The sequence below is a fragment of the Mesorhizobium sp. B2-3-7 genome (genome assembly GCF_006442695.1).
Lineage (GTDB): Bacteria > Pseudomonadota > Alphaproteobacteria > Rhizobiales > Rhizobiaceae > Mesorhizobium.
In genome coordinates this window covers 55,070-78,118 of sequence record NZ_VFVV01000003.1, presented here as the reverse complement: position 1 = coordinate 78,118, position 23,049 = coordinate 55,070, and the positions used below count along the sequence as shown (strand labels likewise).

The 23,049-nt window shown below is 62.7% G+C and carries 18 protein-coding genes and 1 tRNA gene; 16 read left to right on the top strand and 3 right to left on the bottom strand.

The features are described from left to right. Nucleotides 1-223: 223 nt before the first annotated feature. Entirely contained in the window at nucleotides 224-1,111 is an 888-nt protein-coding gene (locus FJ940_RS07095) for a DMT family transporter (protein WP_140493546.1), read from the bottom strand. Between the two features lie 293 nt (nucleotides 1,112-1,404). Between FJ940_RS07095 and tuf (FJ940_RS07090) the strand changes: the two genes are divergently transcribed. From tuf (FJ940_RS07090) to FJ940_RS07035, 12 genes are all read left to right on the top strand, one after another. Next, a complete protein-coding gene (tuf, locus tag FJ940_RS07090) occupies nucleotides 1,405-2,580 on the top strand; it encodes an elongation factor Tu (RefSeq protein WP_140515452.1) in 1,176 nt (391 codons plus the stop codon). A gap of 206 nt (nucleotides 2,581-2,786) precedes the next feature. Beyond that, entirely contained in the window at nucleotides 2,787-3,269 is a 483-nt protein-coding gene (locus FJ940_RS07085) for a group II truncated hemoglobin (protein ID WP_140564602.1), read from the top strand. A 211-nt stretch (nucleotides 3,270-3,480) separates the two neighbouring features. Continuing rightward, a tRNA-Trp gene (locus FJ940_RS07080) sits at nucleotides 3,481-3,556 on the top strand. A gap of 399 nt (nucleotides 3,557-3,955) precedes the next feature. Continuing rightward, entirely contained in the window at nucleotides 3,956-4,159 is a 204-nt protein-coding gene (gene secE, locus FJ940_RS07075; RefSeq protein ID WP_013531408.1) for a preprotein translocase subunit SecE, read from the top strand. Between the two features lie 27 nt (nucleotides 4,160-4,186). Beyond that, nucleotides 4,187-4,714: a transcription termination/antitermination protein NusG gene (gene nusG / locus FJ940_RS07070; RefSeq protein WP_140501620.1), complete on the top strand. Its 528-nt coding sequence runs from the start codon at nucleotides 4,187-4,189 to the stop codon at nucleotides 4,712-4,714. 175 nt (nucleotides 4,715-4,889) lie between these two features. Continuing rightward, nucleotides 4,890-5,318, top strand: a complete 429-nt coding sequence (gene rplK, locus FJ940_RS07065) for a 50S ribosomal protein L11 (protein ID WP_140501622.1) — start codon at nucleotides 4,890-4,892, stop codon at nucleotides 5,316-5,318. A 4-nt stretch (nucleotides 5,319-5,322) separates the two neighbouring features. Beyond that, a complete protein-coding gene (gene rplA, locus FJ940_RS07060) occupies nucleotides 5,323-6,021 on the top strand; it encodes a 50S ribosomal protein L1 (protein WP_140501624.1) in 699 nt (232 codons plus the stop codon). A 407-nt stretch (nucleotides 6,022-6,428) separates the two neighbouring features. Further along, entirely contained in the window at nucleotides 6,429-6,947 is a 519-nt protein-coding gene (rplJ, locus tag FJ940_RS07055) for a 50S ribosomal protein L10 (protein WP_140515456.1), read from the top strand. 54 nt (nucleotides 6,948-7,001) lie between these two features. Next, nucleotides 7,002-7,379: a 50S ribosomal protein L7/L12 gene (gene rplL, locus FJ940_RS07050; protein ID WP_027146630.1), complete on the top strand. Its 378-nt coding sequence runs from the start codon at nucleotides 7,002-7,004 to the stop codon at nucleotides 7,377-7,379. A 267-nt stretch (nucleotides 7,380-7,646) separates the two neighbouring features. Then, nucleotides 7,647-11,783: a DNA-directed RNA polymerase subunit beta gene (rpoB, locus tag FJ940_RS07045; RefSeq protein ID WP_140501628.1), complete on the top strand. Its 4,137-nt coding sequence runs from the start codon at nucleotides 7,647-7,649 to the stop codon at nucleotides 11,781-11,783. A 135-nt stretch (nucleotides 11,784-11,918) separates the two neighbouring features. Further along, entirely contained in the window at nucleotides 11,919-16,115 is a 4,197-nt protein-coding gene (gene rpoC / locus FJ940_RS07040) for a DNA-directed RNA polymerase subunit beta' (RefSeq protein WP_140561040.1), read from the top strand. An 85-nt stretch (nucleotides 16,116-16,200) separates the two neighbouring features. Beyond that, complete coding sequence (locus tag FJ940_RS07035) at nucleotides 16,201-16,866, top strand: O-methyltransferase (protein ID WP_140655952.1); 666 nt, start codon at nucleotides 16,201-16,203, stop codon at nucleotides 16,864-16,866. Between the two features lie 49 nt (nucleotides 16,867-16,915). Here FJ940_RS07035 and FJ940_RS07030 read toward each other — a convergent pair whose 3' ends face one another. Both FJ940_RS07030 and FJ940_RS07025 read right to left on the bottom strand, forming a co-directional pair. After that, complete coding sequence (locus tag FJ940_RS07030; RefSeq protein WP_140561042.1) at nucleotides 16,916-17,842, bottom strand: Gfo/Idh/MocA family oxidoreductase; 927 nt, start codon at nucleotides 17,840-17,842, stop codon at nucleotides 16,916-16,918. Nucleotides 17,843-18,006: 164 nt separating this feature from the next. After that, nucleotides 18,007-18,288 (bottom strand): transcriptional regulator, encoded by a 282-nt coding sequence (locus tag FJ940_RS07025; RefSeq protein WP_140501636.1) that lies wholly within the window; start codon nucleotides 18,286-18,288, stop codon nucleotides 18,007-18,009. 464 nt (nucleotides 18,289-18,752) lie between these two features. Between FJ940_RS07025 and rpsL the strand changes: the two genes are divergently transcribed. From rpsL to tuf (FJ940_RS07005), 4 genes are all read left to right on the top strand, one after another. After that, on the top strand, nucleotides 18,753-19,124 hold the full coding sequence (gene rpsL / locus FJ940_RS07020; protein ID WP_006333356.1) for a 30S ribosomal protein S12: 372 nt from the start codon (nucleotides 18,753-18,755) through the stop codon (nucleotides 19,122-19,124). 63 nt (nucleotides 19,125-19,187) lie between these two features. Continuing rightward, nucleotides 19,188-19,658: a 30S ribosomal protein S7 gene (rpsG, locus tag FJ940_RS07015; protein ID WP_008875664.1), complete on the top strand. Its 471-nt coding sequence runs from the start codon at nucleotides 19,188-19,190 to the stop codon at nucleotides 19,656-19,658. Between the two features lie 29 nt (nucleotides 19,659-19,687). Next, complete coding sequence (gene fusA / locus FJ940_RS07010) at nucleotides 19,688-21,778, top strand: elongation factor G (RefSeq protein ID WP_140525521.1); 2,091 nt, start codon at nucleotides 19,688-19,690, stop codon at nucleotides 21,776-21,778. A gap of 65 nt (nucleotides 21,779-21,843) precedes the next feature. Then, nucleotides 21,844-23,019, top strand: a complete 1,176-nt coding sequence (tuf, locus tag FJ940_RS07005) for an elongation factor Tu (protein WP_140515452.1) — start codon at nucleotides 21,844-21,846, stop codon at nucleotides 23,017-23,019. Nucleotides 23,020-23,049 lie beyond the last annotated feature (30 nt).

The window sequence follows — 23,049 nt, the reverse complement described above, 5'->3', positions numbered from 1 at the left end:
CGAAGGTTCGGGATGGGATTTCTACCTGTCCGCTCGTGCATGAGCTTCCCCGAAACCGGATCCCGCACTCGGGTCATGCGCCCGTCCTGTCCTTCATCGGCGGTGTTTGCCACCGCGGAGCGCCGTCTGGCGCGTCCTATCCGACCCTCTTGAGGATATCGCGGACAGCGTGTTGAGCTTGCGGCGAGACCCCCGGCGATGATCGGCCGCAACTGGAGCCGACTTAGGCCACGACAGTCAGCCGGCGCCTGCGCTGGTCGAGCGAGACGATGGCCAGTCCGCTGCCCACAACCAGAAGGATGCCGCAGATCGCCAGTGCGTTGGGGAATTGTCCGAACACCAGCAGGCCCGAAATCATCGCCCAGACGGTGAAGCAGTAGTAGAACGGCGCCACCGCGCTGGTCGGCCCGACGCGATAGGCCATGAAGATGAAGAAATGGCCGAAGATCAGGAAGAACCCGGCTCCGGCCATGAGCAGCAAATGATGTGCTCCGGGCATGATCCAGCGCTCTGAAACCAGGTGTGCCGCACCGGCGCCGATAAGCACCACGACGACGGCGGAAATCGCCACGATCATTCCCGGCACCTCGGCCGGAACCCGCCTGCCGGTGAGATCGCGCGCGGCCGACAATGCCGCGTTGCCGAGCGCCAGCAAGGCGTAGACCGAGATGCCCTGCATGGTCGGTTGCGCCACCATCAGCGCGCCGATGAAGCCGAGGCCGATCAGCGCCATGCGCTGGCCGCCGATGCGCTCGCCGAACAGGATAGAGGAGCCGACCAGCATCAACAGCGGCGTGACCTGTCCGAGCGCGGTGGAATCGGCAATCTGCATGTTGGCGAGCGCCACGACGTAACAAAGGATGGCGGCCAGTTCGAGCAGGTTGCGGTGCAGCACGCGCTTGTCGAAGATCAGCGGGATCTGTTTGCCATAACCAAGCGCAAACAGCAGCGGAAAGCCCCAGAGCGCTGCCGCCGCGCCGCGCAGGAACAGCACTTCATAGGACGGCAGGCCCGCCGTAGCGAGCTTCATCATCGTATCGTTGACGAGATACGACCCGGTCGAGACGATCATGAACAGGGGGCCGCGAACGGCTGTCGGGATGAAATGCATCGGTGCAGGAAATCAGAGCGGGAACACCGCCGCAATGGGCCATGAAGCGCCGACAAATCCGACAGCGACCGACGAGCGGGGCGCGGGAGGCCGGCGCGATTGCGCAGGGGTTTAGGCCATTCCATTTCATGCGGCACGTTCCTATATCAGCGCCATATCCCCGCAATCGGATCACGGGTTCGGACCGAGTGAGAAGGCGCCCGGGCAAAAGACGCTTGTGTTTTTTGGCCTTTGTCGCTAATCGCCCCGCATTCGACTGAACTGAAGGTCCAGGCCGTCCAAGGAAAGAGACTATGGCAAAAGGTAAATTCGAGCGCACCAAGCCGCATGTGAACATCGGCACGATTGGCCACGTTGATCATGGCAAGACGTCTTTGACGGCAGCGATCACCAAGTATTTTGGCGAATACAAGCGCTATGACCAGATTGACGCGGCGCCGGAAGAGAAGGCGCGCGGCATCACGATTTCGACGGCTCACGTCGAGTACGAGACGGAGAACCGCCACTACGCCCACGTCGACTGCCCCGGCCACGCCGACTATGTGAAGAACATGATCACCGGTGCCGCGCAGATGGACGGCGCGATCCTGGTTGTGTCGGCCGCCGACGGCCCGATGCCGCAGACCCGCGAGCACATCCTTTTGGCCCGCCAGGTCGGCGTACCGTCGATCGTGGTGTTCTTGAACAAGGTCGACCAGGTCGACGACGCTGAGCTGCTTGAGCTGGTCGAGCTCGAGGTTCGCGAATTGCTGACCAAGAACGAGTTCCCCGGCGACGACATTCCGATCGTCAAGGGTTCGGCGCTGGCGGCGCTGGAAGATTCGGACAAGAAGATCGGCGAGGACGCGATCCGCGAGCTGATGGCTCAGGTCGACGCCTACATCCCGACGCCGGTTCGTCCGCTGGACAAGCCGTTCCTGATGCCGATCGAGGACGTGTTCTCGATCTCGGGCCGCGGCACGGTCGTGACCGGTCGCGTCGAGCGCGGCGTGGTCAAGGTCGGCGAGGAGCTGGAGATCATCGGCATCCGTCCGACCACCAAGACGACCTGCACGGGCGTCGAGATGTTCCGCAAGCTGCTCGACCAGGGCCAGGCGGGCGACAACATCGGCGCGCTGCTGCGCGGCGTCGACCGTGAAGGTGTCGAGCGCGGCCAGGTTCTGGCCAAGCCCGGTTCGGTGAAGCCGCACAAGAAGTTCGTGGCCGAAGCCTACATCCTGACCAAGGACGAGGGCGGCCGTCACACGCCGTTCTTCACCAACTACCGTCCGCAGTTCTACTTCCGCACCACCGACGTGACCGGCATCGTGTCGCTGCCGGCCGGCACCGAGATGGTGATGCCTGGCGACAACATCACGGTCGACGTCGAGCTGATCGTGCCGATCGCCATGGAAGAGAAGCTGCGCTTCGCCATCCGTGAAGGCGGCCGCACCGTCGGTGCCGGCATCGTCGTCACCATCAAAGAGTAATCGACACCGGCATCAGCCGGATCGAGAAGGAAGGGCGGTCCTCGGGCCGCCCTTTTTGTCGGCGACCGAAGGTCAGCCGTTGGCATGCCGGGGCCGACACGCGGTCGAACGGTAGCCGCGTCATCGAACTGGCCATCGAGGCAGGTTGAGGCTTGCTCGATTTTTCCGCTATCGTCGCTGCAGGCGGCGCTGGGCGGAGGTCAAGTATGAGCCAGGATGTTCCGACACTGTACGAATGGGCCGGCGGCAGCGAAGCGCTCAACCGGCTGACGCAGACCTTCTATGACAAGGTGGCGCAGGATCCGGTCGTCGGGCCGGTGTTCAAGCATATGTCGCCCGACCATCCCGCCCATGTCGCGGCCTTTATCGGCGAGGTTTTCGGCGGGCCGAAAACCTACAGCGAAAAATTCGGCGGCCACCGCGAGATGGTGATGCATCACCTGGGCAAGCATTTGACGGAGGAGCAGCGCCGCCGCTGGATCAACCTGCTGGCCGATGCCGCGGATGCCGTCGGGCTGCCTGACGATCCGGAGTTCCGTTCCGCCTTCATGGGCTATGTCGAGTGGGGATCGCGGCTCGCCAGGATGAATTCCAATCTCGGCGAAACGTGCGACCCGGAGACCGAGCCGATGCCGGCCTGGGGCTGGGGCGTGCCCGGCGGGCCTTACCGGGTCCCGGACACCAAATAGCGTCCAACGGATACACGGGCCGGCAGGCAAGATCTCCGCGAACAGCATGCCGGCGCACTCGAGCATGAAACCGGAGATCGATGGCGGCGGGCTGGTCGTCGACCATCCCGATTTCCGGGAAAGGGGATGAAGGCGCGTTTGCTTGCAAACCGCTCTTTACAGAGCGCGCGGAAGCTTTTAGGAAGCCCCTGCTGCGCCGAGGCGCACGTGTACGGGCATAGCTCAGTTGGTAGAGCGGCGGTCTCCAAAACCGCAGGTCGTAGGTTCGAGCCCTGCTGCCCGTGCCATTTCAAGAAATGGCACGTCAAACAAAAACTCAGCCATTTCCTAAATGGCCGTCAGAAACGATATTTCTGCGGGCCGCCCTTTGAAAATCGACGACCGGCTTGCCATATTAAGCTGATTGAGGCATAAGGGCGCCATAGCCGGGACGGAACGACTGGATGGTTCCGAGGCGGTGTTTGGTCATAAAGCGGACACTTGCCACTTGCGTGGATCAAGAATCGGTTTTATGTAGACGAAACAGACACGCGACGCGTGGAGCTGGGAAGCCGGCTTTACGCGTCTGATTTGCATGGGCGAAATGATTGCGCTGATTCGGCGCGAAAGTGGACCCAGGCGGCACGTCCCGGCCAGCGGGATCATCCAGGAGACCCGGCCAACGGGTCTTGAAGACAGAGCGGCATATGGCTTCGAAAACCACAAATCCTTTCGTCTTTCTCCAGCAGGTTCGCGCGGAGACCGCCAAGGTGACTTGGCCGTCGCGACGCGAAACGATGATCTCGACGGTGATGGTTCTGGCTTTCGCTGTGATCGCGATGATCTTTTTCTTCACCGCCGATCAGCTCATGGGCCTCGCGGTCGAACAGATTCTGGGCATTGGACGCTAAGTCCGGCGATTACGGAGAAGTCGTGAAATGACTACGCGCTGGTACATCGTCCACGCCTATTCGAACTTTGAGAAGAAGGTCGCCGAGGACATCGAGAACAAGGCCAAGCAGAAGGGCCTGTCCGCCGATATCGAGCAGATCGTCGTGCCGACCGAGAAGGTCGTCGAGGTTCGTCGCGGCCGCAAGGTCGACGCCGAGCGCAAGTTCTTTCCGGGCTATGTGCTCCTGAAGGCCAACTTGACCGACGCCGTGTTCTCGCTGGTCAAGAACACGCCGAAGGTCACCGGGTTTTTGGGCGACTCCAAGCCGGTGCCGATCACCGAGGCCGAGGCGCAGCGCATCCTGAACCAGGTGCAGGAAGGCGTCGAGCGCCCGAAGCCCTCGGTTACTTTCGAGATCGGCGAGGCGATCCGCGTCTCGGATGGCCCCTTCGCGTCCTTCAACGGCTTCGTCCAGGAAGTGGACGAGGAGCGGGCGCGGCTCAAGGTGGAGGTTTCGATCTTCGGGCGCGCCGTGCCTGTCGATCTGGAATTCGGGCAAGTCGAAAAAGGCTGATCCGAAATCCCTGGCGCCGTTCCGGTGGTCAGGGGAGGCGGCGCGGCAACGCGCGGCCTGAGAACGGTGGGAGGCGAATGCGGCTTTAGCCGGCCGCAGGAACCGCACCACCAGACTGCAACAGCCGGTGTTTTCCCAGATCGAGGGGCCGGCATAGACAAAGGCAGGAATAGAGATGGCTAAGAAAATTGCAGGCCAGCTCAAGCTCCAGGTTGCCGCGGGCTCGGCTACGCCGTCGCCCCCGATCGGCCCGGCGCTTGGTCAGCGTGGCATCAACATCATGGAGTTCTGCAAGGCGTTCAACGCGCAGACCCAGGAAATGGAAAAGGGATCGCCGATTCCGGTCGTCATCACCTACTACCAGGACAAGTCGTTCACCTTCGTCATGAAGACGCCGCCGGTGAGCTACTTCCTGAAGAAGGCCGCTAACCTGAAGTCGGGCTCCAAGGAGCCGGGCAAGGTCAAGGCCGGCACGATCGGCCGCGACAAGGTCCGCGCCATCGCCGAGCAGAAGATGAAGGATCTGAACGCAAACGACGTCGAGGCGGCCATGCGCATGGTCGAGGGCTCCGCCCGCTCGATGGGTCTGGAAGTGGTGGGCTGAGATCATGGCAAAGATTGCAAAGCGTGTATCGAAGACCCGCGAAGGCATCGATCCCAACAAGGCTTATACCTTGGGTGACGCGCTGAAGCTGCTCAAGGATCGCTCGACGGTCAAGTTCGACGAGACGATCGAAGTCGCGATGAATCTCGGCGTTGATCCTCGCCATGCCGACCAGATGGTCCGCGGCGTGGTCAACCTGCCGAACGGCACCGGCCGCTCGGTCCGCGTCGCCGTGTTCGCCCGTGGCGACAAGGCCGAGGAAGCCAAGGCCGCCGGCGCCGACATCGTCGGTGCGGAGGACCTGGTCGATATCGTCCAGAAGGGCACGATCGATTTCGATCGCTGCATCGCTACGCCGGACATGATGCCGCTCGTCGGCCGTCTGGGCAAAGTGCTCGGCCCGCGCGGCATGATGCCGAACCCGAAGGTCGGTACCGTCACCACCGACGTCGCGGCCGCCGTCAAGGCATCGAAGGGCGGCGCTGTCGAGTTCCGCGTCGAGAAAGCCGGCATCGTTCACGCCGGCGTCGGCAAGGTCTCGTTCGACGTCAAGGCGCTGGAAGAAAACGTCCGCGCCTTCGCCGATGCGGTGACCAAGGCAAAGCCGGCTGGCGCCAAGGGCAACTACGTCAAGAAGGTGTCCGTCACCTCGACGATGGGCCCGGGCCTCAAGCTCGACGTCTCGACGCTCGCGGCGTCCTGATTAACCGTTTGGATCGGCCGCTGAACGGGCCGATCCGTAAGTGAATTCCGGGCCTGGATCGTTCTGGGCCCGGTACCGGGAGCCGAAAGGTTTCCGGACATCCTGTCCGAGATTGCAGGCGGCCCGGCCTTGATTGAAAAGGGGGGCCTTAATTCATGTGGGCCTGCATGAGACGGGTGAAGACCTGACAACGGAGCAAGCGCTCCAATGAAAGGTTCGAACCGTGTTTGCCTTTTGTCTGCGCATCGTCCGGCTTGCCGGCGATGTGGCGAAAGGGGGCAGGATCCTCGAGCGCTGTTCGGGAGATCCGTTACTGGATGGCCCGGCCGGCAAAAGGCAACCCGACGCCTGTCCTCGTGAATGGGAATGTTCCCGTTAGCAGGGTGGGGGTCAACTGGAGATAGGCAGTGGACAGAGCGGAAAAACGCGAACTCGTCACGGGCCTGAACGATGCGTTCTCGAACGCGGGTTCAGTGGTCGTGGCCCACTATGCCGGTATCACCGTCGCGCAAATGAACGACCTCCGGTCGAAAATGCGCGCTGCCGGTGGCACCGTTAAAGTCGCGAAGAACCGTCTCGCCAAAATCGCTCTTCAGGGCACGGACTCCGCATCGATCATCGATCTGTTCAAGGGACAGACGCTGGTCGCCTATTCGGAGGATCCGATTGCGGCGCCGAAGGTCGCGTCCGATTTCGCCAAGGGGAATGACAAGCTGGTCATTCTCGGCGGCGCAATGGGCACCACCTCGCTCAACGCCGACGGTGTGAAGGCACTCGCCACACTCCCGTCGCTCGACGAGCTGCGCGCCAGGCTGGTTGGCATGATCGCCACGCCGGCAACCCGGATCGCCCAGATCGTCAATGCGCCCGCGGCTTCGGTCGCGCGTGTCATCGGCGCTTACGCCCGGAAGGACGAGGCGGCATGAGGCCGTTCCTCGCTATCACAAACACACGTTCGAACCTTATGAAGGAATACAACAATGGCTGATCTCGCAAAGATCGTAGACGACCTTTCGAAGCTGACCGTCCTCGAGGCGGCTGAGCTGTCGAAGCTTCTGGAAGAAAAGTGGGGCGTTTCGGCTGCTGCTCCGGTGGCTGTTGCCGCTGCCGGCGGTGCTGCCGCTGCCGCTGCTCCGGTCGAGGAAAAGACGGAATTCGACGTCGTCCTCACCGACGCCGGCGCCCAGAAGATCAACGTCATCAAGGAAGTCCGCGCCATCACCGGCCTTGGCCTCAAGGAAGCCAAGGACCTGGTCGAAGCGGCTCCGAAGCCGGTCAAGGAAGCCGTTTCCAAGGCCGACGCCGACAAGTTCAAGGCCCAGCTGGAAGCAGCCGGCGCCAAGGTCGAGCTGAAGTAAGCGTAACAATCGGCGGACGGCCTCGCGCCGTCCGCCACTCCCTCGGGCGACCTGGGGAGGCTGCGTAGCGCGAGATGCACGAAAACCTCTTTCCTGAGGGCCGAAAACCGGCTCTCAGGAAACGGGTTTTCTCCCGTTTTAGCCGGCCGCCCGCCAAGTAGTTTGGTAATGGGGCCGGAGAACAGACAGAGAGCCGCTGCCCAGGCGGTTCGGATGCAAGGCGAGCCGCGGCGAGGCTCGCCCCGAGTTTAGAGCTAAGGAGCGACGATGGCCCAGACCCAGACTTTCAATGGCCGCAGACGCGTACGCAAGTTCTTCGGAAAGATCCCGGAAGTTGCGGAGATGCCGAACCTCATCGAGGTTCAGAAGGCGTCCTATGACCAGTTCCTGATGGTGGACGAGCCTAAGGGCGGACGTCCGGACGAGGGACTGCAGGCTGTTTTCAAGTCGGTCTTCCCGATCTCCGATTTTTCCGGCTCCTCGATGCTGGAGTTCGTGAAGTACGAGTTCGAAGGACCGAAATTTGACGTTGACGAATGCCGTCAGCGCGACCTCACCTATGCCGCACCGCTGAAGGTGACGCTGCGCCTGATCGTGTTCGATATCGACGAGGATACCGGCGCGAAGTCGATCAAGGACATCAAGGAGCAGGACGTCTACATGGGCGACATGCCGCTCATGACCTCGAACGGCACCTTCATCGTCAACGGCACCGAGCGCGTCATCGTCTCGCAGATGCACCGCTCGCCGGGCGTCTTCTTCGACCATGACAAGGGCAAGTCGCACTCGTCGGGCAAGCTCCTGTTTGCCGCGCGCGTCATCCCCTATCGCGGTTCGTGGCTCGACATCGAGTTCGATTCCAAGGACGTCGTGCACGCCCGCATCGACCGTCGCCGCAAGATTCCGGTGACGTCGCTGCTGATGGCGCTCGGAATGGACGGCGAAGAGATCCTGTCGACCTTCTACAACAAGATCACCTACAAGCGCGCCGGCGATCACTGGCGCATTCCGTTCAACGTCGATCGTTTCCGCGGCCTGAAGGCCGTCGGCGACCTGGTCGACGCCGACACGGGTGAGGTCGTTGTCGAGGCCGGCAAGAAGATCACCGCCCGCCAGGCCCGCCAGCTCGGCGAAAAGGGCCTGAAGGCGATCAAGGCGACCGACGAGGACCTGCTCGGCAACTATCTCGCCGAGGACATCGTCAATTACGCCACCGGCGAGATCTTCCTCGAGGCCGGCGACGAGATCGATGACAAGACGCTGAAGGTGCTGCTTGGCACCGGCGAGGACGAGATCCAGATACTCGACATCGATCACGTCAATGTCGGCGCCTACATCCGCAACACGCTCGCCGTCGACAAGAACGAGAGCCGCCAGGACGCGCTGTTCGACATCTATCGTGTCATGCGCCCCGGCGAGCCGCCGACGCTCGAAACCGCTGAAGCCATGTTCAACTCGCTGTTCTTCGACAGCGAGCGCTACGACCTGTCCGCCGTTGGCCGCGTCAAGATGAACATGCGCCTCGAACTCAAGGCCGAGGACACCGTGCGCGTGCTGCGCAAGGACGACATCCTGGCCGTGGTCAAGACGCTGGTCGAACTGCGTGACGGCAAGGGCGAGATCGACGACATCGACAACCTCGGCAATCGCCGCGTGCGTTCGGTCGGCGAGCTGATGGAAAACCAGTACCGCGTCGGCCTGCTGCGCATGGAGCGCGCGATCAAGGAGCGTATGTCCTCGATCGAGATCGACACGGTCATGCCGCAGGACCTGATCAACGCCAAGCCGGCGGCTGCCGCCGTGCGCGAGTTCTTCGGTTCCTCGCAGCTGTCGCAGTTCATGGACCAGACCAACCCGCTGTCGGAGATCACCCACAAGCGCCGTCTCTCCGCGCTTGGACCGGGCGGTCTGACCCGCGAGCGCGCCGGCTTCGAGGTGCGCGACGTGCACCCGACGCATTACGGCCGCATCTGCCCGATCGAGACGCCGGAAGGCCCGAATATCGGCCTGATCAACTCGCTCGCCACCTTCGCGCGCGTCAACAAGTACGGCTTCATCGAGAGCCCGTACCGCAAGATCGTCGACGGCAAGCTGACCAATGACGTCGTCTATCTGTCGGCGATGGAAGAGGCCAAGCACCATGTCGCGCAGGCCAATGCCGAGCTCGACAAGGATGGCCGCTTTGTCGACGAATTCGTCATTTGCCGCAGTGCCGGCGAAGTGATGATGGCGCCCCGCGAAAACGTCGACCTGATGGACGTTTCGCCCAAGCAGATGGTGTCGGTGGCCGCGGCCCTGATCCCGTTCCTTGAGAACGACGACGCCAACCGCGCGCTGATGGGCTCGAACATGCAGCGCCAGGCCGTGCCGCTGGTGCGCGCCGAGGCGCCGTTCGTCGGCACCGGCATGGAGCCGATCGTCGCCCGTGATTCGGGCGCCGCCATCGGCGCCCGCCGCGGCGGCATCGTCGACCAGGTGGACGCGACGCGTATCGTCATCCGCGCCACGGAAGACCTCGATCCGGGCAAGTCCGGCGTCGACATCTACCGGCTGATGAAGTTCCAGCGTTCGAACCAGAACACCTGCATCAACCAGCGTCCGCTGGTGCGCATGGGCGACCGGGTCAACAAGGGCGACATCATCGCGGACGGTCCTTCGACCGAGCTCGGCGATCTGGCTCTCGGCCGCAACGTGCTGGTCGCGTTCATGCCGTGGAACGGCTACAACTACGAGGACTCGATCCTCCTGTCCGAGCGCATCGTCGCCGACGACGTCTTCACCTCGATCCACATCGAGGAGTTCGAGGTCATGGCGCGCGACACCAAGCTCGGACCGGAGGAAATCACGCGCGACATTCCGAACGTCTCGGAAGAAGCGCTGAAGAACCTCGATGAAGCCGGCATCGTCTATATCGGTGCCGAAGTTCAGCCGGGCGATATCCTGGTCGGCAAGATCACGCCGAAGGGCGAAAGCCCGATGACGCCGGAAGAAAAGCTTCTGCGCGCCATCTTCGGCGAAAAGGCATCCGATGTGCGCGACACCTCGATGCGCATGCCTCCGGGCACCTTCGGCACCGTCGTCGAGGTGCGCGTGTTCAATCGCCACGGTGTGGAGAAGGACGAGCGCGCCATGGCGATCGAGCGCGAGGAGATCGAACGCCTCGCCAAGGACCGTGACGACGAGCAGGCGATCCTGGATCGCAACGTCTACGCGCGCCTTTCCGACGTGCTCGTCGGCAAGGAAGCGATCGCCGGACCGAAGGGCTTCAAGAAGGGCTCGACGCTGTCGAAGGACACGCTCGACGAGTATCCGCGTTCGCAGTGGTGGCAGTTCGCCGTGGAGAACGAAAAGCTCCAGAGCGAACTGGAAGCCCTGCGCGGCCAGTACGACGATTCCAAGAAGGCACTCGAACAGCGCTTCATGGACAAGGTCGAGAAGGTGCAGCGCGGCGACGAAATGCCTCCGGGCGTCATGAAGATGGTCAAGGTCTTCGTGGCGGTGAAGCGCAAGATGCAGCCGGGTGACAAGATGGCCGGCCGTCACGGCAACAAGGGTGTCGTGTCGCGCATCGTTCCGGTCGAGGACATGCCTTTCCTCGAGGACGGCACGCATGCCGATATCGTGCTCAACCCGCTGGGTGTGCCGAGCCGCATGAATGTCGGCCAGATCCTGGAAACGCATCTGGGCTGGGCTTGCGCCGGAATGGGCAGGAAGATCGGCGAGATGATCGACGCCTACAAGTCTGCCGGCGACATCAAGCCGCTGCGCAAGACGCTGGAGAGCTTCATGCCCGCCAACGACCGCAACGAGCCGGTCCGCGAGTATGACGACGAGAGCATCGTTCGCCTGAGCGAGCAGATGCGCCGCGGCGTCTCGATCGCAACCCCGGTGTTCGACGGCGCGCACGAGGCCGACATCAACGTCATGCTGGAGCAGGCGGGCCTGCACACCAGCGGTCAGTCGCAGCTCTATGACGGACGCACCGGCGAGCCGTTCGATCGCAAGGTGACGATGGGCTACATCTACATGCTCAAGCTTCACCACCTCGTGGATGACAAGATCCACGCGCGTTCGATAGGTCCGTACTCGCTCGTCACCCAGCAGCCGCTGGGCGGCAAGGCGCAGTTCGGCGGCCAGCGCTTCGGCGAAATGGAGGTCTGGGCGCTGGAAGCCTACGGCGCCGCCTATACGCTGCAGGAAATGCTGACGGTGAAGTCGGACGACGTCGCTGGCCGCACCAAGGTCTACGAGGCGATCGTCCGCGGTGACGACACCTTCGAGGCCGGCATTCCCGAGAGCTTCAACGTTCTCGTCAAGGAGATGCGGTCGCTCGGCCTCAACGTCGAATTGGAGAACACCAAGCTCGACGAAGCCCCGGTTCGGCTGCCCGACGCAGCGGAATAAACAAGACACCCGGTCGCGGGAGAGGCTCCCGCGACCGGGTGCACCAAATTCTTCGGCCGGTGGGCCGACCACTCAGCGGGCATTTGCCCCGCATCAGATGCAAGGGGTTTTCGAGGACCCCGAAAGGAGAACGGCATGAACCAAGAGGTCATGAATCTCTTCAATCCCCAGGCGCCGGCGCAGGTGTTCGATTCCATCCGGATATCGCTCGCCAGCCCTGAGAAGATTCTGTCCTGGTCGTTCGGCGAGATCAAGAAGCCGGAGACCATCAACTACCGCACCTTCAAGCCGGAGCGTGACGGTCTGTTCTGTGCGCGCATTTTTGGCCCGATCAAGGACTACGAGTGCCTGTGCGGCAAGTACAAGCGCATGAAGTACAAGGGCGTCATCTGCGAAAAGTGCGGTGTCGAAGTCACGCTGTCGCGCGTTCGCCGCGAGCGCATGGGCCATATCGAGCTGGCGGCACCCGTCGCTCATATCTGGTTCCTGAAGTCGCTGCCCTCGCGCATCGGCACGCTGCTCGACATGACCCTGAAGGACATCGAGCGCGTCCTCTACTTCGAGAACTATATCGTCACCGAACCCGGCCTCACCGCGCTGAAGGAGCACCAGCTGCTCAGCGAGGAAGAGTACATGATCGCCGTCGACGAATATGGCGAGGATAGCTTCACCGCCATGATCGGCGCCGAGGCCATTCATGACCTTCTGGCCGGCATGGACCTGGAGAAGATCGCCGGCGACCTGCGTTCGGAGCTGGCTTCGACCACGTCCGAGCTGAAGCAGAAGAAGTATCTGAAGCGGCTCAAGGTCGTCGAGAACTTCATGGAGTCCGGCAACCGTCCGGAATGGATGATCATGAAGGTGGTTCCGGTGATCCCGCCGGACCTGCGCCCGCTCGTCCCGCTGGACGGCGGACGTTTCGCGACGTCGGACCTCAACGATCTCTATCGACGCGTCATCAACCGCAACAACCGTCTGAAGCGGCTGATCGAGCTGCGTGCCCCCGGCATCATCGTGCGCAATGAAAAGCGCATGCTGCAGGAGGCCGTCGACGCGCTGTTCGACAACGGCCGCCGTGGCCGGGTCATCACCGGCGCCAACAAGCGTCCGCTGAAGTCGCTGTCGGATATGCTCAAGGGCAAGCAGGGCCGGTTCCGCCAGAACCTGCTCGGCAAGCGCGTCGACTATTCCGGCCGTTCGGTCATCGTCACCGGTCCGGAGCTCAAGCTGCACCAGTGCGGCCTGCCCAAGAAGATGGCGCTCGAACTGTTCAAGCCCTTCATCTACGCCCGCCTCGACGCCAAGGGTTACTCCTCGACCGTCAAGCAGGCCAAGAAGCTGGTCGAGAAGGAGCGTCCGGAAGTCTGGGATATCCTCGACGAGGTCATCCGCGAGCATCCGGTGCTCTTGAACCGCGCGCCGACGCTGCACCGCCTCGGCATCCAGGCGTTCGAGCCGATCCTGATCGAAGGCAAGGCGATCCAGCTGCATCCGCTGGTCTGCACGGCCTTCAACGCCGACTTCGACGGCGACCAGATGGCGGTCCACGTGCCGCTGTCGCTGGAAGCGCAGTTGGAAGCCCGCGTGCTGATGATGTCGACCAACAACATCCTGCACCCGGCTTCCGGCGCGCCGATCATCGTGCCGTCGCAGGACATGGTTCTGGGTCTCTACTACCTCTCGATCGTCAACCAGAACGAGCCGGGCGAGGGCATGGTGTTTGCCGATATGGGCGAACTCCAGCACGCGCTCGAGACCAAGGCGGTGACCCTGCACGCCAAGATCAAGGGCCGCTTCCGCTCGGTCGACGCCGAGGGCAAGGTCGTGTCGAAGATCTACGACACCACGCCTGGCCGCATGATTATCGGCGAGCTTCTGCCGAAGAACGTCAACGTGCCTTACGAGACCGCCAACCAGGAGATGACCAAGAAGAACATCTCCAAGATGATCGACACCGTCTACCGCCATTGCGGTCAGAAGGAGACGGTCATTTTCTGCGATCGCATCATGGCGCTCGGTTTCGCCCATGCCTGCCGTGCCGGCATTTCGTTCGGCAAGGACGACATGCTGATCCCGGATACCAAGATCAAGCTGGTGTCGGACACCGAGGCCTTGGCCAAGGAATACGAGCAGCAGTACAATGACGGCCTGATCACGCAGGGCGAGAAGTACAACAAGGTCGTCGACGCCTGGGCCAAGTGCTCGGAAAAGGTCGCCGACGAAATGATGGCCCGCATCAAGGCGGTCGAGTTCGAGGACAATGGCCGTCAGAAGCCGATGAACTCGATCTACATGATGTCGCACTCCGGTGCGCGCGGCTCGCCCACCCAGATGCGCCAGCTCGCCGGCATGCGCGGCCTGATGGCCAAGCCGTCGGGTGAAATCATCGAGACGCCGATCATCTCGAACTTCAAGGAAGGCCTGACCGTGCTCGAGTACTTCAACTCGACCCACGGCGCCCGCAAGGGCCTGGCAGACACCGCATTGAAGACGGCGAACTCGGGCTACCTCACCCGTCGTCTGGTCGACGTGGCGCAGGACTGCATCGTCAACTCCGTGGATTGCGGCACCGACAAGGGCCTCACCATGCAGCCGATCGTCGATGCCGGTCAGGTCGTCGCTTCGGTCGGCCAGCGCGTGCTGGGCCGCACCGCGCTCGACGACATCAACCATCCGGTGACCGGCGAATTGCTGGTCAAGGCCGGAACGCTGATGGACGAGCGCGACGTGGAGCAGATCGAAAAGGCCGGCGTGCAGTCGGTCCGCATCCGCTCGGCGCTGACTTGCGAAGTCAGGGTCGGCGTCTGCGCGGTCTGCTACGGACGCGATCTGGCCCGGGGCACCCCGGTCAACCAGGGCGAGGCCGTCGGCGTCATCGCGGCGCAGTCGATCGGCGAGCCGGGCACCCAGCTCACCATGCGTACCTTCCACATGGGCGGTACGGCGCAGGTGGTGGATAGCTCGTTCCTTGAAGCCTCCTATGAGGGCAAGGTCGAGATCCGCAACCGCAACGTGGTGCGCAACTCGGACGGCCAGCAGATGGTCATGGGCCGCAACATGGCGGTGCTGATCCTCGACGAGGCCGGCAAGGAGCGCGCCACGCACCGCGTCACCTATGGTTCGCGCATCTTCGTGGACGATGGCGACAAGGTGAAGCGCGGCCAGCGCATCGCCGAGTGGGATCCTTACACCCGCCCGATCCTCACCGAAATCGAGGGCAAGGTGGCGTTCGAGGATCTGGTCGACGGCATTTCCGTCCAGGAAACGGCCGACGAGTCGACCGGCATCACCAAGCGCGAGGTTATCGACTGGCGTTCGACGCCGCGCGGCAACGACCTGAAGCCGGCGATCGTGGTTCAGGACGCCAAGGGCAAGGTCGGCAAGCTGTCGAAGGGCGGCGATGCCCGCTTCCTGCTCTCGGTCGAGGCCATTCTCTCGGTCGAGCCGGGTGCTCAGGTTCGCCCCGGCGACGTCCTGGCGCGTATCCCGATGGAAAGCGCCAAGACCAAGGACATCACCGGCGGTCTGCCGCGTGTTGCCGAGCTGTTCGAGGCCCGTCGTCCGAAGGATCACGCCATCATCGCAGAGATCGATGGTACGATCCGCTTTGGCCGCGACTACAAGAACAAGCGCCGCATCATCATCGAGCCGCATGACTCGACGCTTGAGCCTGTCGAATACCTGATCCCGAAGGGCAAGCCGTTCCATCTCCAGGACGGCGACGTCATCGAGAAGGGCGACTACATCCTCGACGGCAATCCGGCGCCGCACGACATCCTGGCGATCAAGGGCGTGGAGGCGCTTGCGTCCTACCTCGTCAACGAGATCCAGGAGGTCTACCGTCTGCAGGGCGTGTCGATCAACGACAAGCACATCGAGGTGATCGTTCGGCAGATGCTGCAGAAGGTCGAGATCACCACGCAGGGCGACTCGACCTATATTCCGGGCGACCACGTCGACGTGATCGAACTGGAAGAGGTCAACGAGCGCCTGGTCGAGGACGGCAAGAAGCCGGCCGAAGGCCAGCCGGTGCTGCTCGGCATCACCAAGGCCTCGCTGCAGACGCCGTCCTTCATCTCGGCCGCCTCCTTCCAGGAGACGACCAGGGTGCTGACGGAAGCCGCGGTTGCCGGCAAGACCGACATGCTGCAGGGCTTGAAGGAAAACGTCATCGTCGGCCGGCTGATCCCGGCCGGTACCGGCGGCACGATGAGCCAGATCCGCCGCATCGCCACCTCGCGCGACGAACTGATCATCGACGAGCGCCGCAAGGCCTCCGGTGTCGAAGTCGCCGAGCCGATGCTGGCCGACATGACAACCGCCGCGCAATAAGCGCGGCGGCAAGAGATCTCAGGCAACAAGGCCGCCGGGGCAACCCGGCGGCTTTTTCGTTTCAACGAACAATCGAGGAAGGCAGATGAGCACGAAAACCTGGACGGCTGTCGATAACTACATCGTTTCCTCGCTCTTCGAGGCGGATCCCGTTCTCGACGCGGTCCTGGCGGCCAACCGCGACGGTGGCTTGCCGGCGATCGACGTCTCGGCGACGCAAGGAAAGCTGCTCTCGCTGCTGGTGCGCATTCGCGGCGCGAAAAAGGTGCTCGAGATTGGTACGCTGGGCGGTTATTCCACCATCTGGATGGCGCGGGGATTGCCGGCCGGCGGAAAAATCGTGACGCTCGAACTCGATCCGCACCACGCCAAGGTCGCGCGTTCGAATTTCGAGCGGGCAGGGGTTTCCGAACAGGTCGATCTGCGGGTCGGGCCGGCGCTGCAGTCGCTCGCTGCGCTGGGGGCCGAAGACGCCGGGCCGTTCGACCTCGTTTTCATCGACGCCGACAAGCCTAACAACCGCAACTATCTCTCCTGGGCCATGCGGCTGTCGCGCTCGGGAACGGTCATCGTCTGCGACAACGTCATTCGCGACGGCACGGTGCTCGACGAGGATGGTCGCGACGCCAACGTCGAAGGTGCACGCGCGGCGTTCTCCTTCATCGGCGGCGACAAGCGCCTGGACGGCACCGCGATCCAGACTGTCGGCGCCAAGGGCTATGACGGGTTCGCCATAGCGATTGTCGATTGAGTTGTTGCGATAGGCGGACCGGATCCGCGATCCGGGCGACAGTCGCTATTCAGTCGAAGAACGCCTCGACCACATTGCGCTTGCCGAGCATGAAGGCGTCGGCGACATGCTGGAGGGGCGCGAGATCGACATCGGAAGTGCCGGCGCGCACGATTTCGGCGAAACGCCTGTAGAGTTCAGGATATTCCGATTCCGGTTCTTCATGGACGACGCGGCCGTCGATGGAGAGTTTCGAGCCACCGCCCGAGAGCACCATCTTGCCGGCATCGGTATCGGCGAGAATGTCCCAGCTCTGCGGCCCGGTCTGGAGCCAATCCAGATCCATCGTCACCGCCGACCCGTTCGCCGCGCGGAAGGCGACCTGGGCGGCGATCGGCGCGTCGCGGTTCTCCGGGAAGTCGAGCGCGGCCGAGGTGATGTACATGGCGGGCAGGATGTAGGTCGCGATCGACAGCGCGTTGATGCCTGGATCGAAGACGCCGAAGCCGCCTGGCTGCCAGATCCAGTCCTGGTTCGGGTGCCAGCGGCGCACGTCTTCCTTCCAGACGATTGCCGCTGATTTGATTTGCGTCGCGGCCAAAAAAGTCCGTGCCGCTTCAACCGCCGGCGCATAGCGCGAATGCCAACTGGCGAACAGCGACACGCCCTGTTTCGTCGCCAGCGCCTTCAGGTCCTCGACCTCGCTGACCGTGGCGCCGGGCGGCTTTTCCAGGAACACGTGCTTCTTCGCCTCGAGCGCGGTGCGCGCCGCAGCGTAGCGGAATTGCGGCGGCATGCAGAGTGAGACGGCGTCGAGTTCGGGAACGGCGCCAAGCATCGTCTCGATATCGGGAAAATTATGGATGTCTTCAACCTTGCCATGCCGGCTGGCAGCGGCGATCAGCCGGTAGTCCCGGTCCTTGGCGAGCGCCGGAAGGTGTTGGTCGCGGACGATCTTGCCGACACCGACAATACCTATCTTGATGGGCTGGGACACGGCCGCTCCGTCTGTGGATGATGGTGAGCGCTTCTTATCAGAACACTTGCCCCGGACAAGCCGAAGCCGAAAGGTCAACTCCGTCTTTGCCGGAGCTGCAGCGTGGGCCTTTCACTCGTTGGAAGGCTTCAGCGGCGATTCGAACGGCAAGGGCCGGCACGCTTTCAGATCGGCACGTCAAAGGTCACGATCGACACTTCGCCTTCGAGCGCGCCCTGGAAGGCCGAAAGATGCGGCTCCTCGTCGGGCTCGCCCTCCATGTCGCCGATCTGGTCGAGCTCGGCTTCGGCGTAACCCTCCGCCGCCAGCGATTCGAGCGCACGGCGCACCGCCGAATCGTCATCAGGCGCAACCAGCATGACGTGCACGCCTTCCGGCTTGCCGCCTTTTCTCTTCCACACCCGGCCGGTGATGATGGTGACCGGGCGTTCCTCGTTGTCGTTCACGGGCCGATTCCTTCGCGGCGAGGGGCTTTGACTGTTCATGCGGCTTTTTCGCATGAAGCCGCGCCGCGCAACAGCCAAAACCCGGTCACTTTCTTCCTCGCCCTTGCAAAATGACGAAAGAAAATTACATGCGGTTTACGCATGGCTGCCAAGCCCCGGCTTCAATGCAATATTTGCCGCTCCGGGGTTGACGGTACGCGGGCTTGCGAGTAGAAGCCGCCCAGTCAGAACCGATGTGAGGCTCTCCCTTCCGAAGCGACACGCTTTGGAGTTTGCCTCAAACAGGGTTCGTTTTACGAGCGAAAAGACATTTCCGGCGTGCACGAAGCGGTATCCGCTTCCTCTGCGATTTGTTCGGGCAAGACCGCAAGGCGCGGTTTGTGGCCCGAATTTGCGTATGGAAATGACGCTTTGAGCGAGCCTTGACCGGCACGAGACACGGAATTGAGAGACAAGAGGGTTTAATGCCTACCGTCAACCAGCTGATCCGCAAGCCGCGCATTGCGCCGGTGAAGCGCAACAAGGTCCCGGCCATGCAGCAGAACCCGCAGAAGCGGGGCGTCTGCACGCGCGTCTACACAACGACGCCGAAGAAGCCGAACTCGGCGCTGCGCAAGGTGGCCAAGATCCGCCTGACCAATGGTTTCGAGGTGATCGGTTACATCCCCGGCGAAGGTCACAACCTTCAGGAGCACTCCGTGGTCATGATCCGCGGCGGCCGCGTCAAGGACCTTCCGGGTGTCCGTTACCACATCATCCGCGGAGTGCTCGACACGCAGGGTGTGAAGAACCGCAAGCAGCGCCGTTCGAAATACGGTGCCAAGCGTCCGAAGTAAGGTTTTCCGGCTTCGGCGCTTTTTTGACTGCGCCGGGCTATGAGAGATTGAGAGACAAAAGCCATGTCCCGTCGTCACAGTGCAGAAAAGCGTGAGATCAATCCGGACCCCAAGTTCGGCGATCTGATCGTCACCAAGTTCATGAACGCCGTCATGTATGACGGCAAGAAGTCGGTTGCCGAGACCATCGTCTACGGCGCGCTCGACCAGGTCCAGTCGAAAACCAAGCAGGAGCCGGTCACCGTCTTCCATCAGGCGCTCGACAATGTCGCGCCGCATGTGGAAGTGCGTTCGCGTCGCGTCGGCGGCGCCACCTACCAGGTTCCGGTCGACGTGCGCCCCGAGCGCCGTCAGGCGTTGGCCATCCGCTGGCTGATCGCCGCGGCCCGCAACCGCAACGAGACCACCATGGTCGACCGCCTCTCCGGCGAGCTGATGGACGCGGCCAACAACCGCGGCACCGCCGTGAAGAAGCGTGAAGACACCCACAAGATGGCTGAAGCCAACCGCGCCTTCGCGCACTACCGCTGGTAAAGCGCGAAAGAGACTGAGAGGCAGTTACGATGGCCCGCGAATATAAAATCGAAGACTACCGCAATTTCGGTATCATGGCGCATATCGACGCCGGCAAGACGACGACCACCGAGCGCGTCCTCTATTACACGGGCAAGTCGCACAAGATCGGCGAAGTGCACGACGGCGCCGCGACCATGGACTGGATGGAGCAGGAGCAGGAACGCGGCATCACGATCACGTCGGCCGCGACCACGACCTTCTGGAAGGGCCGTGACGGCAAGATGCACCGCTTCAACATCATCGACACGCCCGGACACGTCGACTTCACCATCGAGGTCGAGCGTTCGCTGCGCGTGCTTGACGGTGCCATCGCGCTGCTCGACGCCAATGCCGGTGTGGAGCCGCAGACGGAAACCGTCTGGCGCCAGGCCGACAAGTACCGCGTGCCGCGCATGATCTTCTGCAACAAGATGGACAAGACCGGCGCCGACTTCTACCGCTCGGTCGAGATGATCGGCTCGCGCCTTGGTGCGCAGGCTGTCGTCATGCAGCTGCCGATCGGCGCCGAGACCGAATTCAAGGGCGTTGTCGACCTGGTCGAGATGAACGCGCTGGTCTGGCGCGACGAGACGCTGGGCGCTGCCTGGGATGTCGTCGAGATCCCGGCCGACCTCAAGGCCCGCGCCGAGGAATACCGCGAGAAGATGATCGAGGCCGCCGTCGAGATGGACGAGACGGCTCTTGAAAACTACCTCGAAGGCAAGATGCCGTCGAATGACGAGATCCGCGCGCTGATCCGCAAGGGCACCATCGCGGTCAAGTTCTTCCCGATGTTCTGCGGCTCGGCATTCAAGAACAAGGGCGTGCAGCCTCTGCTCGACGCGGTCGTGGAATACCTGCCGTCGCCGGCCGATGTGCCCGCGATCAAGGGTGTCGATGCCAAGACCGACGCCGAGATCGAGCGTCACGCCGTCGACGACGAGCCGCTGTCGATGCTGGCGTTCAAGATTATGAACGACCCGTTCGTCGGTTCGCTGACCTTTGCCCGCATCTATTCGGGCAAGCTCACCAAGGGCATCTCGGTCGACAACACCGTGAAGGGCAAGAAAGAGCGCATCGGCCGCATGCTGCAGATGCATGCGAATTCCCGTGCCGACGTTGAAGAGGCCTATGCCGGCGACATCGTCGCTCTCGCAGGTCTCAAGGACACGACCACCGGCGACACGCTGTGCGATCCGCTTCATCCGGTCATCCTCGAGCGTATGGAATTCCCCGATCCGGTCATCCAGATCGCCATCGAGCCGAAGACCAAGAACGACCAGGAAAAGATGGGCCTCGCTCTGCATCGCCTGGCTGCCGAGGATCCGTCCTTCCGCGTCAAGACCGACGAGGAAAGCGGCCAGACCATCATTTCCGGCATGGGCGAGCTGCACCTCGACATCATCGTCGACCGCATGCGCCGCGAGTTCAAGGTCGAGGCCAATGTTGGTGCGCCGCAGGTGGCTTATCGCGAGACGATCACCCGCAGGCACGAGCAGGACTACACGCACAAGAAGCAGACCGGTGGTACCGGGCAGTTCGCCCGCGTGAAGATCGTGTTCGAGCCGAACCCCGATGGCGAGGATTTCGTGTTCGAATCCAAGATCGTCGGCGGCGCTGTGCCGAAGGAATACATCCCGGGTGTCGAGAAGGGCCTGCTGAGCAAGATGGGTTCCGGCCCGTTTGCCGGGTTCCCGATGATCGGCGTCAAAGCTACCTTGATCGACGGCGCTTTCCACGACGTCGACTCTTCGGTGCTCGCATTCGAAATCGCTTCCCGCGCTTGCTTTATGGAAGCTTCGCCGAAGCTCGGCGTGCAGCTGCTCGAGCCGATCATGAAGGTCGAGGTCGTGACGCCGGAAGATTATGTCGGCGGTGTCATCGGCGACCTCAACGGCCGTCGTGGCCAGATCCAGGGCCAGGAAGCCCGCGGCGTGGCAGTCGTCATCAACGCGATGGTGCCGCTCGCCAACATGTTCAAGTACGTCGACAATCTGCGCTCGATGAGCCAGGGCCGTGCGGCATACACGATGCAGTTCGACCATTACGAGCCGGTCCCGACCGCGGTCGCCCAGGAAGTCCAGAAGAAATACGCGTAACCCGGCAGGGTGCTGCGGCAACTTAATTAAGAGCCCGTACGGGCGAGCAGGAATGGAGACATCACATGGCAAAAGGTAAATTCGAGCGCACCAAGCCGCATGTGAACATCGGCACGATTGGCCACGTTGATCATGGCAAGACGTCTTTGACGGCAGCGATCACCAAGTATTTTGGCGAATACAAGCGCTATGACCAGATTGACGCGGCGCCGGAAGAGAAGGCGCGCGGCATCACCATTTCGACGGCTCACGTCGAGTACGAGACGGAGAACCGCCACTACGCCCACGTCGACTGCCCCGGCCACGCCGACTATGTGAAGAACATGATCACCGGTGCCGCGCAGATGGACGGCGCGATCCTGGTTGTGTCGGCCGCCGACGGCCCGATGCCGCAGACCCGCGAGCACATCCTTTTGGCCCGCCAGGTCGGCGTGCCGTCGATCGTGGTGTTTTTGAACAAGGTCGACCAGGTCGACGATGCCGAGCTGCTTGAGCTGGTCGAGCTCGAGGTTCGCGAATTGCTGACCAAGAACGAGTTCCCCGGCGACGACATTCCGATCGTCAAGGGTTCGGCGCTGGCGGCGCTTGAAGATTCGGACAAGAAGATCGGCGAGGACGCGATCCGCGAGCTCATGGCTCAGGTCGACGCCTACATCCCGACGCCGGTTCGTCCGCTCGACAAGCCGTTCCTGATGCCGATCGAGGACGTGTTCTCGATCTCGGGCCGCGGCACGGTCGTGACCGGTCGCGTCGAGCGCGGCGTGGTCAAGGTCGGCGAAGAGCTGGAGATCATCGGCATCCGTCCGACCACGAAGACGACCTGCACGGGCGTCGAGATGTTCCGCAAGCTGCTCGACCAGGGCCAGGCCGGCGACAACATCGGCGCGCTGCTGCGCGGTGTCGACCGTGAAGGTGTCGAGCGCGGCCAGGTTCTGGCCAAGCCCGGTTCGGTGAAGCCGCACAAGAAGTTCGTGGCCGAAGCCTACATCCTGACCAAGGACGAGGGTGGCCGTCACACGCCGTTCTTCACCAACTACCGTCCGCAGTTCTACTTCCGCACCACCGACGTGACCGGCATCGTGTCGCTGCCGGCCGGCACCGAGATGGTGATGCCCGGCGACAACATCACGGTCGACGTCGAGCTGATCGTGCCGATCGCCATGGAAGAGAAGCTGCGCTTCGCCATCCGTGAAGGCGGCCGCACCGTCGGTGCCGGCATCGTCGTCACCATCAAAGAGTAATTTGGACTTAAACCGATCTGTCGCGGGCGC

Excerpts from the sequence above, each read along its gene's own strand:
- rpsL (WP_006333356.1), top strand. The coding sequence starts at position 18,753 with ATGCCTACCGTCAACCAGCTGATCCGCAAGCCGCGCATTGCGCCGGTG.
- rplK (WP_140501622.1), top strand. The coding sequence starts at position 4,890 with ATGGCTAAGAAAATTGCAGGCCAGCTCAAGCTCCAGGTTGCCGCGGGC.
- rplA (WP_140501624.1), top strand. The coding sequence starts at position 5,323 with ATGGCAAAGATTGCAAAGCGTGTATCGAAGACCCGCGAAGGCATCGAT.
- nusG (WP_140501620.1), top strand. The coding sequence starts at position 4,187 with ATGACTACGCGCTGGTACATCGTCCACGCCTATTCGAACTTTGAGAAG.
- secE (WP_013531408.1), top strand. The coding sequence starts at position 3,956 with ATGGCTTCGAAAACCACAAATCCTTTCGTCTTTCTCCAGCAGGTTCGC.
- FJ940_RS07095 (WP_140493546.1), bottom strand. The coding sequence starts at position 1,111 with ATGCATTTCATCCCGACAGCCGTTCGCGGCCCCCTGTTCATGATCGTC.
- rplL (WP_027146630.1), top strand. The coding sequence starts at position 7,002 with ATGGCTGATCTCGCAAAGATCGTAGACGACCTTTCGAAGCTGACCGTC.
- FJ940_RS07035 (WP_140655952.1), top strand. The coding sequence starts at position 16,201 with ATGAGCACGAAAACCTGGACGGCTGTCGATAACTACATCGTTTCCTCG.
- tuf (WP_140515452.1), top strand. The coding sequence starts at position 1,405 with ATGGCAAAAGGTAAATTCGAGCGCACCAAGCCGCATGTGAACATCGGC.
- tuf (WP_140515452.1), top strand. The coding sequence starts at position 21,844 with ATGGCAAAAGGTAAATTCGAGCGCACCAAGCCGCATGTGAACATCGGC.
- rpoC (WP_140561040.1), top strand. The coding sequence starts at position 11,919 with ATGAACCAAGAGGTCATGAATCTCTTCAATCCCCAGGCGCCGGCGCAG.
- rpsG (WP_008875664.1), top strand. The coding sequence starts at position 19,188 with ATGTCCCGTCGTCACAGTGCAGAAAAGCGTGAGATCAATCCGGACCCC.
- fusA (WP_140525521.1), top strand. The coding sequence starts at position 19,688 with ATGGCCCGCGAATATAAAATCGAAGACTACCGCAATTTCGGTATCATG.
- FJ940_RS07085 (WP_140564602.1), top strand. The coding sequence starts at position 2,787 with ATGAGCCAGGATGTTCCGACACTGTACGAATGGGCCGGCGGCAGCGAA.
- rpoB (WP_140501628.1), top strand. The coding sequence starts at position 7,647 with ATGGCCCAGACCCAGACTTTCAATGGCCGCAGACGCGTACGCAAGTTC.